This is a genomic window from Endozoicomonas sp. SESOKO4, assembly GCF_024606275.1.
Genome location: NZ_JAHHPS010000624.1, coordinates 1 through 14,209, shown reverse-complemented (window position 1 = coordinate 14,209; position 14,209 = coordinate 1). Strand labels below are relative to the sequence as shown.

The following is a 14,209-nucleotide window of genomic DNA, read 5'->3' as shown; positions in this document are numbered from 1 at the left end:
AGTATATTGAGAACCAGGATCAGCCCTGACGGGCTGACGAAATTCACCTCCCTGCCAAGTCGCAGGGAGCACTCTTTCGGCTATAGGTAGCGTCTTTTGGAAAGATGCATCAGAGACAAGCGGAGGTTAAATTTTTGTCGGATGCAGCCAGCCCCGTGGGCTGACTGTAAACCCCGAAAATCAGGCAAAAGGACGGATACCCACTTTATTGCGAATATCCTGAAGGAAGGGCGCTGCTTCAGCACGGGCCTTGTCCGCACCTTTTTTCAGCTCAGCTTCAATGAATGCCGGGTCAGCCATCAGATCGTTATAACGCTCTCGAGGGTCCCTGAGTAGATTGTTGATGTAATCAAAGAGTTCATTTTTCAAATCCCCCCAACCAGCACCGGCTTCATACTGCTCACGTTTTTCAGCCACCTCTTCTTCCGTCGCAAAGGCTGAGAAGATCTGGAACAGAGTACAGGTTTCCGGATCTTTAGGTTCACCTGGCTCCAGAGAGTTGGTTTTAATCTTGCGAATCAGCTTGAGTAGCTTTTTCTCAGGCACAAACAACGGAATGGTGTTGTCGTAGCTCTTGCTCATCTTGCGGCCGTCAAGACCATTCAGAACATCCGTGTTTTCACCCACTACGGCTTCTGGCAGCACAAATTGAGTCTTGTAGTGATGGTTCATTCGACCCGCAATATCCCGAGCCATTTCCAGATGCTGAACCTGATCACGGCCGACTGGAACACGGTTGGCATTGAACATCAGGATGTCCGCCGCCATCAGAATCGGGTAATTAAACAGCCCCATCAGGACGCCCTTGTCCAGATCAGACTCGCCCGCTTCCTGATTGGTCTGGGTAGCAGCCTTGTAGGCATGGGCACGATTCATAAGACCTTTTGCGGTCATACAACCCACAATCCAGTTCAGCTCCATGATTTCCGGGATATCAGACTGGCGATAGAAAGTGACTCGATCAGTATCAAGACCCAGGGCCAGCCAGGTAGCAGCAATTTCCAACCCGGATTGATGAATGCGCTTGGGGTCACGCCCCTTGATCAGGGCATGGTAGTCAGCCAGAAACAGGTAGGACTGAATGTTTTCGTCAAGGCTTTCTTCAATCGCAGGACGGATAGCCCCCACATAATTGCCCAGATGCGGCGTGCCTGTGGTGGTAATACCGGTTAATACTTTGGTCTTTGTCATGGGGTCACTCATGGGCCTCATGAAGTGGCAATGAGCACTTCACTGAAAACTGGAAGGCGGCATTATAGAAGAGGCAACGCATGCAGCTCAACCAGGACTCTGAGGCCTGATTTTTTTTAACCGGCGAATAGTAGCTAACCCGCTGGTTTCTTGTGACAGCGCTTCCTGCAACAGACGGGTTTTTTTGGGCAGCTAAAACCGGGGCAGGTAATATGGTCGCAGACGTGAGAATTCTCGGGGCAATCAGCCCAACCTGTAAAAAGAGAGCACCGAAAAATGCCGCAGCCATTACCATTACACAGATCACATTTGGTAGAGAACTTTTCTACACTGCACTCGCATCTGGGGCAGTCAGAATGGAACGATTCACTCTCACATTTGGAGCAGAAATCATCTTCGTCGCTATAGCTGTTGCTACCACTCTCTCTATCACTCCCTCTATCGCTAGTGCTGACCCTATCGCCATCGGTCTGGTCGCCTGGAGTACGGAAGAAAGGTGATAAATACAGCGCACCAACAAATAACCCGCATGACTTCTGACCATTATCTGATACAGTTTCATATCCAAATTCAAACCCTTTGCCGGGAGTAGACTGGACGCAGATGTCCGGGTGCCCCGTGTTCTGGTCTGTGCCCTTGGACACGTAATAATAGCTGTTGCCGTTTTTTTCAATATGAGCAAAGGAAGTGAGCCAGGTGGCAAGCTGCTCATAAGTTGTGTCAAGCCAATCGAATTTGGCGGTGACCTGTGTGTCCACGACTGTAGCATTGATTAATCGCGGGTATTCACAGACAGAGGAACCGGGTTCGGTTCCCGGGATGACCTTACCAATTACATTGCCAGCATCTACTCCTTGGCCGGAAGGCATGCACACCAAAACATTGGGATGAGCAGCCTTAACGATGTCTGCCGCTGATTCGCCAGCATCTTTCATAATGCCAGAGCCGCAATCAGCTTGCATGTCCCTGGGACAGGTATCGGCACGAACATTGAGGGTAATTGTGGACAATAAAAGCAGCGTAAAAAAAAGCCTATGCATGAGGGGTTTCATAAATAACTCTTTTTTCATTGTTCAGTAAAACGGATGCAGGGAAAGAGCAAAAAACGTCAAGCGACTTTTTTTAGAATCAATTTAAAAACGAACGACAAAAGTCACCTTAATCATGCACTAAAAGTCTGGGGAATTCGTCAGCTTGATTCTGAGCAACCAAGACTAAACATGCACCGACTGATCATAGCAAACGCCTGACAAGTCTGCCCGAACAGGACATTCTCATGATGTGTCGTATCTTATTTTTATTGGTTTTATCCCATCCGGCATCACACAGCCGCCCCTGACAGAGCAGGTGTGCACTGGACTCTCAGACTTCTCACTATTCAATTGACTTTCATGGCAAACAATTGCGTTGCAACGGCTCTCCTGCTCAACGATCTGAAGCGGAGCAGCAGGAATAAAGCAGAAAGCGTCAGTGCCAGTACTAGTCCAATCCAGAGCCCGTGGGGGCCCATGGGTTCATCGGCAATAAAATCCGTCAGCCCCAAAGTATAGCCCAGTGGCAGGGCTATACCCCAGCAAGCAATCAGAATTATGATCATCGGTACCCGGGTATCTTTGTAGCCCCTTAAGGCACCATTGGAAGCAACCTGAATACCATCGGCGTACTGGAAGAGTGCTGCAAAAATCAGCAACTGGGCAGCCAGTGCTTTAACTGCAGCATCCTGGGTATAGAGCGATGTCAGAGCATCGGCAAACGCCCACATCACAGCCGCTATCAGAGTAGCAGTCAGCAGGGTCGCTACGATACCAGAATACCCTGAGAATCTCGCAGCCTGAGGATCACCGGCACCCAAAGCCTGACCTACCCGGATGGTTATTCCCATGGACATACTCAACGGCACCATAAAGGCCATGCTGGCGAGATTCAATGCAATCTGGTGACCTGCGACGGTCACTGCTCCCAGTTTGCCGATGACCAGAGCCACTGCCGAGAAGATACTGGCTTCAAAAAAGATGGCCAGACCGATGGGGACACCCAGTTTCAGGTGAATAACAATACGGCTCATTGCAGGCCATTCAAAGCGATCAAACAGATTCACTTCTGTATGCTTTTGATTGAACCGGGTATAGCAGAACATCAACAGGCACATGATCCAAAAGCAAATGGCTGTTGCATAACCACAGCCTACGCTACCCATTTCAGGAAAGCCGAATTTGCCATAGATCAATACATAATTAACCGGAATGTTGATCAACAAACCGACAAAGCTGATGAGCATGGCCGGTTTGGTAATAGCGCGCCCTTCGCAATAGCTGACCATGGTTTGATATAAACAGATGCCGGGTACCCCCCAGGCCAATGCTTCCAGGTAGGCTTCCGTCTTAGCAGCCATTTCGGCATTGATTTCCAGAACATTGAGCAGTGGCATAGGGTTCATCATCAAGACCATGCCGACCACACTTAACGCCAGAGAAAGCCACATGGCCTGTCGAACCGGTGAAGCAATCAGGTCAACTTTTTGGGCGCCAAACAGATGGGCGACTGTCGGTGTCGTCGCCATTAGGATACCCCTGATTAACAGATAAATCGGGACCCAGATACTGGAGCCAATGGCTACTGCCGCCAGATCTTGTGCAGAATATTGACCCGCCATACTGGTATCCACAAAGCCCATGCCAGTGGTCGCCAGTTGCGCACCCAGAATCGGGGCTGATAAATAAATAAGTTCTCTAAGTTCCCTGGAATATCGTTGGTATAAAGTTGGGTTGGCTGTCATTTTCTCTCACTGCTATGGTGTGCTTTTACCAAAACTGAACCGGGATAAAAGTGGAACCATCTTATCAGTCACATGACAGCATTTGATATGGCTAATTTGCCGTTACTTTCTGGGGTCCGGCGCGGGATTTCTACTTATTTCCTTTGCCATCAGAGGCCGATCACATCGCCTTTTGACGACATATTTGCTACTGTCGGTGGATGCCTGAATTACCTGAAGTTGAAACGACCCGCAGGGGCATTGCACCTCATATTGTAGGTCAGACCGTGTCGGATGTTATCGTCCGCAATCCGCAACTGCGCTGGCCGGTTTCGGAACATTTAAAGCAGCATTTATCTGGCCGGGTTATCCGTTCTGTCGCAAGACGAGCGAAGTATCTTCTGATCAGAACCGACGCTGGAACCCTGCTGGTTCACCTGGGGATGTCCGGAAGCCTGCGCATATTGAAAGAACCACAGGAAGCCCGGAAACATGACCATATCGACCTGGTTTTCAGTCATGGGATAACGCTGAGATACACCGACCCGAGGAGGTTCGGGGCGGTTCTGTGGGTCGACGACGATATCATGAAACATGACTTGTTAAGCAAACTCGGTCCGGAACCTCTCGGTGATGAATTCACAGCCCGTAGGCTTCATCTCAAATCCCGGGGAAAAAAACAGCCGGTAAAAACGTTCATCATGGACAACCATGTGGTCGTCGGGGTCGGGAACATCTACGCCAACGAAGCCCTGTTCAAAGCAGGTATCCGGCCTGACAGGCCCTGCGGAAAAATTTCCAGAGCCCGCTACGAGCGACTGACCGAAAGCATCAAAGAGACTCTGGCAAAAGCCATTGAGCAGGGTGGAACCACCCTGAGGGATTTTGTCGGGGGTGACGGCAAGCCAGGCTATTTCAAACAAGAACTGGCTGTTTATGGACGCAAGGGGGAACCCTGCGTTCATTGCTCAACACCGATAGTTGAGATCCGGCTGGGTAATCGCAGTACCTGCTACTGTAAAAGATGCCAGCGGTAATCCAAAGAAAGAACATGATGATGACTGGCGATCAGGAGCATGACTTTCGGGAAATACACCGCTTCTTCCTTCACTATCAGCCAAAATTTCCTGAGCGGGGATGTAACGGGCCTTTTGAGCAATAGACATCACTATAGAAACAAAATAGACTCGCACCGCTGGTTGGGGTGTCCGGGATGAATGTTTCCCGGACTGAGAGAGACCCATTGAACCTGAACCGGATGATGCCGGCGTAGGAAACCGAACAATGACGATGACTAATGAGACGCCTGTCGCCCTTACCATTGCCGGATCAGACAGTGGTGGTGGTGCCGGTATACAGGCAGACCTGAAAGCCTTTTCAGCACTGGGCGCTTATGGCTGCAGTGTCATTACCGCTCTGACTGCCCAGAATACTCAGGGCGTTCAGGGTATCCTTGACGTTGAACCCGCCTTTGTCCGTCAACAGCTGGATTCAGTATTCTCGGACCTCGCTATCAGGGCCGTAAAAGTGGGCATGTTGAGCCAGCCAGATGTTATCACGACGGTAGCGGATACTCTGACTCACTTCGGTCCGGCTTATCTTGTGGTTGACCCTGTAATGGTGGCTACCAGCGGTGATGTTCTGCTACAACAGGCCGCTATTGAGACCCTCAGGCAATCACTGATTCCCAAAGCCAGCCTGATCACACCCAACCTGCATGAAGCTGCGGTGCTGCTTGATCGTCCATTGCCCAAAAATCCCGACCAGATGATCGATATGATTGAGCCTCTTCTGGCGCTGGGCTCTGAAGCGGTCCTTCTGAAAGGTGGTCACCTGAGTGGCGACAATAGTGATAATAAGGCCGTCGATTTTTATCACGACGGTACGTCTCTGCACCGACTGGAATCCAACTGGATAAACACCAGTAACACTCACGGTACAGGCTGTACATTGTCCTCAGCCATTACCGCATTACTGGCTCGTGGTTACACCATGAGAGAAGCCATCCCAGAGGCTAAAAAATACATTGCGCAAGCCATTGCCCACGCCGATCAGCTGAACATAGGCCAAGGCAACGGACCTGTACACCACTTCTACAAAATCTGGTGATCTGGTCTGAATGTTTGATGTCGCAGTAAGAGATGCTGCTTTGCCTGTCTGGCATCAAAAAAGTAAATCAGATTTCATCGTGATACGGTAGTTGCTTTATCTGTTCCAGTGACTGCACTGGAACTCTTACAGCGTTGTTTCTGTCAAATACCTTACTTTCTGGATTGTATTCTTCGTAGATAAATTCCTTATCATCAGCTTTTAGAATTCTGGTAGTAGCTAAAAAACCATCAGGCGGGCAAATACATTCGTTTGGGCGTGGTTTAATATTATCTGGATCAGCGTCTTTGCAGCCATAGTCTAAGATCAACTTTTCCTCTGAGTCTCTCGGGAAAAACCATACACCAGAAATACCTATTACTTTATGACTAAGTCCCGGAATGTCCATAACTACATCATATCTGCCGTATAATACGTCCCGACTACAGTATTCTCTGAAACCTCTAATTCGAAACTTTGTCGGGTTTGTAGTGCGACGAGGTGGGTGGTAAGTTATATATTTCTTAACAGGTGAATTATCTCTGACAAGCCAAGTGCCTATTATCTGTTTTTCTACTTCATCAGCGTGCAAACAAGTAAAAGACAGAAGTATTACTATACAAGCTGCATATTTAAGTTTCATTGTCAGTTCCCCGGTATCGAAAAACATATAGATCAATGAAATATATATTAAGTCCCAGAGATGCCTGACAAAAAATACCAGAGGACAGCACTGTCTCACTGCCTCTGATCCTGGCAATAGACGGAATTAAACACCTGCCCCGTCAGGCAAAACTAACTGGTCAGGTATTTAATATTCTGGCTGAAGATCCTTGTCCAAAACTCTGAGCAGACCGGTTAGTGATCGAATTTCATAATCAGGTCTGCGATCGCCACTGAATGCCTTATCAGCAGGATTAAACCAGACGGTACCAATTCCCAATGCTCCGGCACCTGCCACATCGGCTTTCAGGCAGTCTCCTACATGAAGGGTCTCGTCCGGAGTAACTCCGGCACGTTCCATGGCTTTCAAAAATAGAGTCGGTTCCGGTTTCAGACTGTTGTAATCTTCTGCCTTGAGAGCAAAATCAAAAAACTCACTGACCGATAATTTCTCTACATCGACATTACCATTAGTGACCGCAGCCAGAGTGTAGTCTGCTGACAGGTGAGAGAGAACCGGCTGAACTTCCGGAAAACATTTCACATCATGACGCCACTCCATAAACTCCCGCATCAGGTCACCGGCAATTTCTTCAGCTCTTGATTCAGGACAATCACAGTTTTGCAGAACCTTCTGCAGAGAAAACCGGCGCAGTTCCGTAATCTGATATCTGAGCTCCGGACGATCTTCCAACAGTTTGACCCGATACTCGAACACTTCTTTGGGTGTCATTCTCTCGTGGGTTTCTGGCCAGTATTCACAGAGTTTTTTCCAGGCTTTCTGTTCTGCCCGAATCAGCACTGGCATGTTTTCCCAGAGTGTGTCATCCAGATCGAAAGTGATCAGCTTTATCATTGTTTTTTCCTTTTGGGCTCTTTGTTAGCTGAAGGCTCTTTGTTAGCTGAAGGCTCTTGATCTTCGGTCAGTCTTTCCTCTTTGTGAGACTTTTCATAAACAGAGGACTCCTTACTGACTCTCTGTGCTCTCGGATGAGCCTTATCATATACGTCGGCCAGATGCTGAAAATCAAGATGGGTATATATCTGGGTGGTGGCGATATCACTGTGCCCCAGCAGCTCCTGAACTGCCCTCAGATCGCCACTGGACTCCAGCAGATGACTGGCAAAAGAGTGTCTCAAAAGGTGAGGATGCATTCGTCCTGAGAGTCCGGCTTCTCTGGAAAGCTGGCTCACACGGTTTTGCACCTGACGGGCACTGATACGATGTCCCTGTTTTGAGAGAAACAGCGCCTCGCTGTCTTTTTCAGGAAAAATAACTCTGACGGACAGCCATTTTTTTATGGCTTCACGAGCCTTTCGACCCACTGGCAACAATCGTTCTTTTCTGCCCTTGCCCAGAACTGTCACCTGCCTGAACTCATCCTGAAAACTGTTGAGATCCAATCCAACCAATTCCGCCAGGCGCAGTCCTGAGGAGTAGAAGAGTTCAAGGATAGCCAGATCCCTGATCACTAATGGATCATCATCATTCCGATCAAGAAGCGCAGTGAGTTGATCGGCATCCATGGTGACAGGCAGCTTCCTGCCCACCTTGGGTGCGGTGACCCTCTGGGCAGGGTTATCTTTAACCTTTTCCTCACGGTTAAGATAACGATAAAAGCTACGAACGGATGAAAGCAGACGATGCAGACTCTTCTGCCCAAGACCCTTGCCATGTAATTCTGCCAGCCATGTCCGCAGCTGACGCTCTTCCAGCTTTTGCCAGTGAGTAATGCCAAGCGTCTCAGCCTGTCTGAGTAATTTGCCCAGATCTCTTTGATACGCCGAGCAGGTGTGAATAGAGCTGTTTTTTTCAAACTTGAGATAATTGAGAAAAGCATCAATATCCTGTTGCAGGAAGGGCATGACATAACCTTTGGTAACGGCTTCTGTTCATCATTCACTAACGCCTGTCGCCATGCAATATCGAAAACGATAGTTCTTTTGAAATTCCACAGGGTTTCACTAACCTTTTATCTTCAATTCGCGCAAGACCCAAACCCTCGATCTCTGCAGTGGGAAAAGCGAAGATTTCAGTAATCACCTGAGTTTTCTGGCTTCGGGGAGTGGGCCAACACTTAACCTGAACTTGGCCATGGCAGTGGTTGGAACTAATTATTGGATAAATAGTCCAAGTTATATCTGATTCGGTTTGACTCAATCAGGTTGGTACTGCAAGGACAATTTTGAGCGTGATGTCAGTCATCCACAACGGATGCAAAACACAGCATATGCGCACCGTGCGAGGGAAGTAAAATGGATTTTTATCAGTTAAATGGTTTGACTCAACAGCTGCATACATTGGACATGGAGCCACCCACCGGCTTTTCAGCAGATGACTCGGTTCAGTACCTTGGCTGGCAGGTAAAGCGACAAGCCGACATCACCGCACCATCAGAGAAAACCTACAATACTGCTGGCAGTAAGCAGTTATTTGAACGGCAGGTTAATCTTCAACCCGATCCTGAGACGCAACGCTCTGATTCAAAAGCGGAAGCTATACAGATAACCGCCAGGAATCTGGTGGATCAATTTCAATTTGAAGCAATTGAAAAGTCACCCACCAATGAGGTGCTATGTGCCGTTTTTCTAGAGTGCCTGAAACTTGATGTTGTGGGTACGGTAAAAAGGTTATCCAGAACAAATTCTCTAAGTTGGGCTGAAAAACTCGAGATTATGTTGGCTGCTGAAGAAGCGTATAAAGGTCCACTTTTAGAGTGCAATTGGATAGTTTTGAGTATTCCTTTATCCATCGGATTTGAGAAGGCAAAGAACCTGTTTCAGCGTCTACCTGATATGCCTTCTCTGCCAGAGGTGGACAATGTCATTAATGAGCAGTTGACAGCATTAAGCCCTGATAAAATGTTCAGGGACAGACTTTTGGAGGTCAGACAAACCCTTAAATCGGAAAACAACGAACTTTCCGGACAGCTGTTGAGTGAAGTTGACAATATTGGAAAAAAATTTATCACAAGAGTTGGATGGAACGGCCGTTTATCAGACGTTGATGATTATATCGATTCTCAAATCTATGCAAGAAGATTGCTGTATCTCTATGCAGCATGTTCCGGTTTTTCAAAGCAGGCTGATATTGCTGAGTTAATGTCGTACATTAGATCTGTTCTTTATATCATCGAGCCAAATAACGAAGTTCCAGATAACATCTGGCATATAGCTAAAGAGCTGGCCTACTTGTCGAAACAACCCGCCTCCATCGATTATTGCCGTTATATTGGTGCCGTGGCCAATGTATTGAAAGCACCTGCACCTGTTGCTTTACAGTTTGCAAAGCTCAGACAACTCAGTGATCTCAAAGGGTTTGCTTTACTTGAAAGCAAACCGCTGGACAAGTACCTAACCGTACTCAGAGCAAACATTAATAAGATGGCCCCGGAATATTCGCAGGTATTGCTCGATGCAGTTGACGGCCTGGAAAACGAATGTGCTCGTATATCACTACCTGAAGGCAAGCCCGATATTAAAGCGAAAGTGCATCGACTTTTGATGATTATTGCCGCTTGTAAATCTTCCGAAAAAATAATGGATGCTTCAGTGTTGAATTATTTTGTCAGGGCCATCATGAAACATAGCAATAAAAAAAATATTCCCTATCTGATCAGTGGCTTGGCCCGCCTGGTTCAGAGTACCCCGAAAATACAGAAAATACTGGGTGAGCCCGAAATCAAGGGCGGAGATCATTTGCGACTGGCCCCGCTGCAATGGCTGGCATTTGTACCCGATACCATCTCGGAAGATGACATTCAGGAACTCTGCGCATCTTTGCAAGCTTCCGGCGCTAGCAGGCGACAAATGAAAGATGGCAAGGTTTTCCATCATTGGCTGGCTACTCTTGAGCAAGCATTGGCCAGCAAGGTTATGAATAAGGCCATGGTAATGCCAATCCTGAAACAGCTCACACAAAGTCTGACTTATGAAAAACTGGTTTGGCTTTACATGATATTCAACATGGGAGAGAGGTTTAATACATTTCTGGACAGCATGGGCTTTAGCTGTCAGAAGGAAGGATTACCCATGTTGATCGCTGAAAAAGGGATGGACGCTTTGGTGGGAGCCAATAAAGGGTTCTCGCAGTGGCTAATGAAACAACGACATTACCATCTCCTGCCTCTATACATGGCAACCATGATAGAAGAGGGGAATAGAGAAATTACAGACCTTGTCTACGAGTTTATAGAGACCAGTACTAACAATACTTTTATCAGGAGCAGGCAATCACCGCAGAACAATCCACACTTGCAGGCCGTTTACAAGGACTTCCCCCAATTCAAAGCAGGTTGGCGGGCGAACTTCAGTGACTTCAGTGAGAAAACCCGAAACAAGCTGTTGTCCCGGGAAGAAACTCTGGAGCTGACAGAAGACCCCTGGGATCTTTTTATCAGTGGACTTGAAGTTAAAACCTGTCTATCACCGGATGGCCTGAAGAGTTATAGATCTGGATTGATGAGCTATGTGATGGATGGACGCAATGCCATGATTGTCAAAAAGAACCAAAAAGGAAATATTCTCAGCAGAAGCGTTATTCGCATGGTGTTTGATCAGGATGATCGCCCCGCGTTATTTCTTGAGAAGGGCTATCCCGATGGGAATAATTTGTTGTTCATTGATGCCGCACGGGAGATTGCTGAAGAGATGGAGCTACCTCTTTACCACTGCGTGGAGGCTAAAAAAGGTGAAGAATTGAAACTTTTGGAAGGAAGGGCGCCTTTTGATTATTTTGACGAGTTCCCATTATTAATGGAGAGACAGAAACTAACTATCACCAAAGTAAAACGTGATTCAAGGTAGCCATAACAGCTTCTTATCCATCGCATGCGGCCACCGTGCCAGAGAAGTAAAATGAATCCTTATCAGCTAAATGGCCTGACACTTCAACAGCTGCATGCATTGATCATGAAATCATCCATTGGCTTTTCAGCACAAGATGGTTCCGTTCAGTTTCTTGGCAAGCAGGTAGAGCTGCATGATGGCATCACCGTATTGTCAGAGCAAACCTCCAATACCGATGGAAGTAAACAGCTATTTGAACGGCTGGTTAATCTTCGACCTGATCTTGAGAAACAATTACCCGGTTCAAAAGCTGAAGCTATCCAGTTGGCCGCCAGCTCTCTTATGGAACAATTTCATGATGGGGCAATAGAAAAGTCACCCACCAAAGAAGTGCAATGTGTCGTTTTTCATGAGTGCATGAGAACTGATGCTTCCAAGACGGTAAAAAAGCTATTCGAAAAAAATTTTTTAAACACGGCTGAAAAACTCCGGGTTATGTTGGCTGCTGATGAACAGTTTGAATTGCCAGCTGAAATGGTCCCCAGGTACCTTGAGAGGATTCCTTTATCCATCCGGTTCGAGGAAGCAAAGAACCTGTTTCAACGTCTTCCTGATTCGCCTTCTCCGGCAGAGGAGAACAGTGTAATCAATGAAAAGCTGACAGCATTAAACCCTCTGGAGGATGATAAACTGGTCAAGGACGGACTTTTGCAGATCAGGCAAACCCTCGAATCGGAAAATAACGAATTTGCCAGACAGCTGCTGAGTGAAGTTGACAATATCGAAAAAAAATTTATTCCAAGAGTTGACGTGGATGGCTATTTACCAAACATTTTTGTTGATGAAGATTTCAAATGCTGTACAAGAAGATTGTTGTATCTCTATGCAGCCTGTTCCGGTTTTTCAGAGAAAGCTGATATTGCTGAGTTAATGTCGTACATTAGATCGGTTCTGTATAACACTAATTCAGATAACATCTGGCATATTGCTAAAGAGCTGGCCTATTTGGCAAAACAACAAGGTTCCATCGATTATTGCCGTTATATTGATGCCGTGGCAAATATATTGAAAGCTCCTGCTCCTGTTGCCTTGCAGTTTGAAGAGCTCAAACAACTCAGTGATATCAATGGGTTTGTTTTACTTGAAGGCAAACCGCTGGCCCGTTATCTAACCGCACTCAGAGCAAACATTGGTAAAATAACCCCGGAATATTCACAGGTATTGCTCACTGCAGTTGACAACCTGGAGAGCAAGTATGCTGCTACGCCACTACCTGAGGATGTGCCCGTTATCAAAGTGAAAGTGCATCGACTTTTGATGATCATTGCCGCTTGCAAATCATCCAAAGAAATAATGGATACTTCAGTATTGGATCATTTTGTCAGGGCCATCATGAAACATGGCAATAAAAAAAATATTCCCTATCTGATCAGTGGGCTCGCCCGCCTGATTCAGAGTACTCCGAAAATACAGCAAATACTGGGTGAGTCCGGAATCAAGGGCGGAGATCATTTGCGATTGGCCCCGCTGCAATGGTTGGCATTTGTACCCGATGTCATCTCAGAAGATGACATTGAGGAACTCTGTAAATGTCTGCAAGCTTCTAGCGCTAGCAGGCGACGGATGAAAGATGGCAAGGTTTTCCACCAGTGGCTGGTCACTCTTGAGCGGGCATTGGCCAGCAATGATATGAATAAAGCAATGGTAATGCAGACCCTGAAAAAGCTTACCCAGAGCCTGACTTGTGAAAAACTGGGTTTGCTCTACATGATACTCAACATGGGAGACAGGTTTAATCAATTTCTGGACAGCATGGGCTTAAGCTGTCAGAAAGAAGGATTGCCATTGTTGATTGCCGAAAAAGGGGCTGACGCTTTAGTGGGAAAAAGTAAGGAGGTCTCACAATGGCTATGGAGACAACGACACCACTATCTCCTGCCTTTTTACATGGCATCAATGGAAGAATACGGAAATACAGAACTTACAGACCTTATCCTTCAGTTTACAGAGACCAGTGCCAGCAATACTTTTATTGAGAGCAGGCAGTCACCGCTGACCAATCCACACTTGAAGGCCGTTTACCGGATATATCCCCAATTCAAAGCAGGTTGGGGGGCGAACTTCAGTGACTTCAGCGAAGAAACCCGAAGCAAGCTGTTGTCCCCGGGAGAAACCCTGAAGCTGACGGAAGATCCCTGGGATCTTTTTATCAGTGGGCTTGAAGTTCGCACTTGTTTAACACCGGACGGCGCTCAGGATTACAGCAGAGGACTGATGAGCTACGTGATGGATGGACGCAATGCAATGATTGTTAGAAAGAACGCCAAAGGAGATATCCTCAGCAGAAGTGTTATCCGTATGGTGTTGGATCAGGATGATCGCCCTGCGTTATTTCTTGAGAAGGCCTACCCCGATAAGAGTGATTTATTGTTCATTGATGCCGCACGGGAAATTGCTGACGAGATGGAGCTACCTCTCTATCACCGCGCAGATCCTAAAAAAGGTGAAACAGGTGAAGCAGTGAAAATTCTGCAAGGAAGGGCACCTTTCGATTATTTTGACGCGTTCATGGTTACAAAGGAGAGACAGGAATTTACGATTACCAATGTACAATATGACGTAAGGTAGCCATAACGGATGCTTCACCACAGCATACGCCGACTCCAACTATCTCTTAGTCACACCTCAACACCTCCTGCCATTCCTCAGATGTGGAGGCAATCT

The 14,209-nt window shown here is 47.1% G+C and carries 10 protein-coding genes and 1 riboswitch; of the genes, 4 read left to right on the top strand and 6 right to left on the bottom strand.

What is annotated here, in order from left to right; translation table 11 throughout:
- Positions 1–180: 180 nt before the first annotated feature.
- The 3 genes from KDK16_RS12215 to KDK16_RS12205 form a co-directional block, all read right to left on the bottom strand.
- A complete protein-coding gene (locus KDK16_RS12215; RefSeq protein WP_257276329.1) occupies positions 181–1,191 on the bottom strand; it encodes a tryptophan--tRNA ligase in 1,011 nt (336 codons plus the stop codon).
- Positions 1,192–1,325: 134 nt separating this feature from the next.
- Positions 1,326–2,243 carry a hypothetical protein gene (locus KDK16_RS12210; protein ID WP_257276328.1) on the bottom strand — a complete coding sequence of 306 codons (918 nt, stop codon included), beginning with the start codon at positions 2,241–2,243 and terminating at the stop codon, positions 1,326–1,328.
- Positions 2,244–2,569: 326 nt separating this feature from the next.
- Complete coding sequence (locus tag KDK16_RS12205; protein ID WP_257255346.1) at positions 2,570–3,967, bottom strand: MATE family efflux transporter; 1,398 nt, start codon at positions 3,965–3,967, stop codon at positions 2,570–2,572.
- Between the two features lie 200 nt (positions 3,968–4,167).
- Here KDK16_RS12205 and mutM point away from each other — a divergent pair, with 200 nt between their 5' ends.
- A complete protein-coding gene (mutM, locus tag KDK16_RS12200) occupies positions 4,168–4,983 on the top strand; it encodes a bifunctional DNA-formamidopyrimidine glycosylase/DNA-(apurinic or apyrimidinic site) lyase (protein ID WP_257276327.1) in 816 nt (271 codons plus the stop codon).
- Positions 4,984–5,136: 153 nt separating this feature from the next.
- A riboswitch (TPP riboswitch) is annotated at positions 5,137–5,239 on the top strand.
- A complete protein-coding gene (gene thiD / locus KDK16_RS12195) occupies positions 5,237–6,055 on the top strand; it encodes a bifunctional hydroxymethylpyrimidine kinase/phosphomethylpyrimidine kinase (RefSeq protein WP_257255348.1) in 819 nt (272 codons plus the stop codon). Its footprint overlaps the riboswitch before it by 3 nt.
- A gap of 67 nt (positions 6,056–6,122) precedes the next feature.
- Here thiD and KDK16_RS12190 read toward each other — a convergent pair whose 3' ends face one another.
- The 3 genes from KDK16_RS12190 to xerC all read right to left on the bottom strand — a co-directional run bounded on the left by KDK16_RS12190 (position 6,123) and on the right by xerC (position 8,563).
- Positions 6,123–6,677, bottom strand: coding sequence for a hypothetical protein (locus tag KDK16_RS12190; protein WP_257255349.1), 555 nt, complete (start codon positions 6,675–6,677; stop codon positions 6,123–6,125).
- 168 nt (positions 6,678–6,845) lie between these two features.
- On the bottom strand, positions 6,846–7,553 hold the full coding sequence (locus KDK16_RS12185) for an HAD family hydrolase (RefSeq protein ID WP_257255350.1): 708 nt from the start codon (positions 7,551–7,553) through the stop codon (positions 6,846–6,848).
- Positions 7,550–8,563: a tyrosine recombinase XerC gene (gene xerC / locus KDK16_RS12180; RefSeq protein ID WP_257255351.1), complete on the bottom strand. Its 1,014-nt coding sequence runs from the start codon at positions 8,561–8,563 to the stop codon at positions 7,550–7,552. The genes KDK16_RS12185 and xerC overlap by 4 nt, the downstream gene beginning before the upstream one ends.
- A 390-nt stretch (positions 8,564–8,953) precedes the next feature.
- On the opposite strand from xerC, the gene KDK16_RS12175 reads away from it, so the two are divergent.
- A complete protein-coding gene (locus tag KDK16_RS12175; protein WP_257255352.1) occupies positions 8,954–11,503 on the top strand; it encodes a hypothetical protein in 2,550 nt (849 codons plus the stop codon).
- 51 nt (positions 11,504–11,554) lie between these two features.
- Positions 11,555–14,113, top strand: a complete 2,559-nt coding sequence (locus tag KDK16_RS12170; protein ID WP_257276326.1) for a hypothetical protein — start codon at positions 11,555–11,557, stop codon at positions 14,111–14,113.
- Positions 14,114–14,209 lie beyond the last annotated feature (96 nt).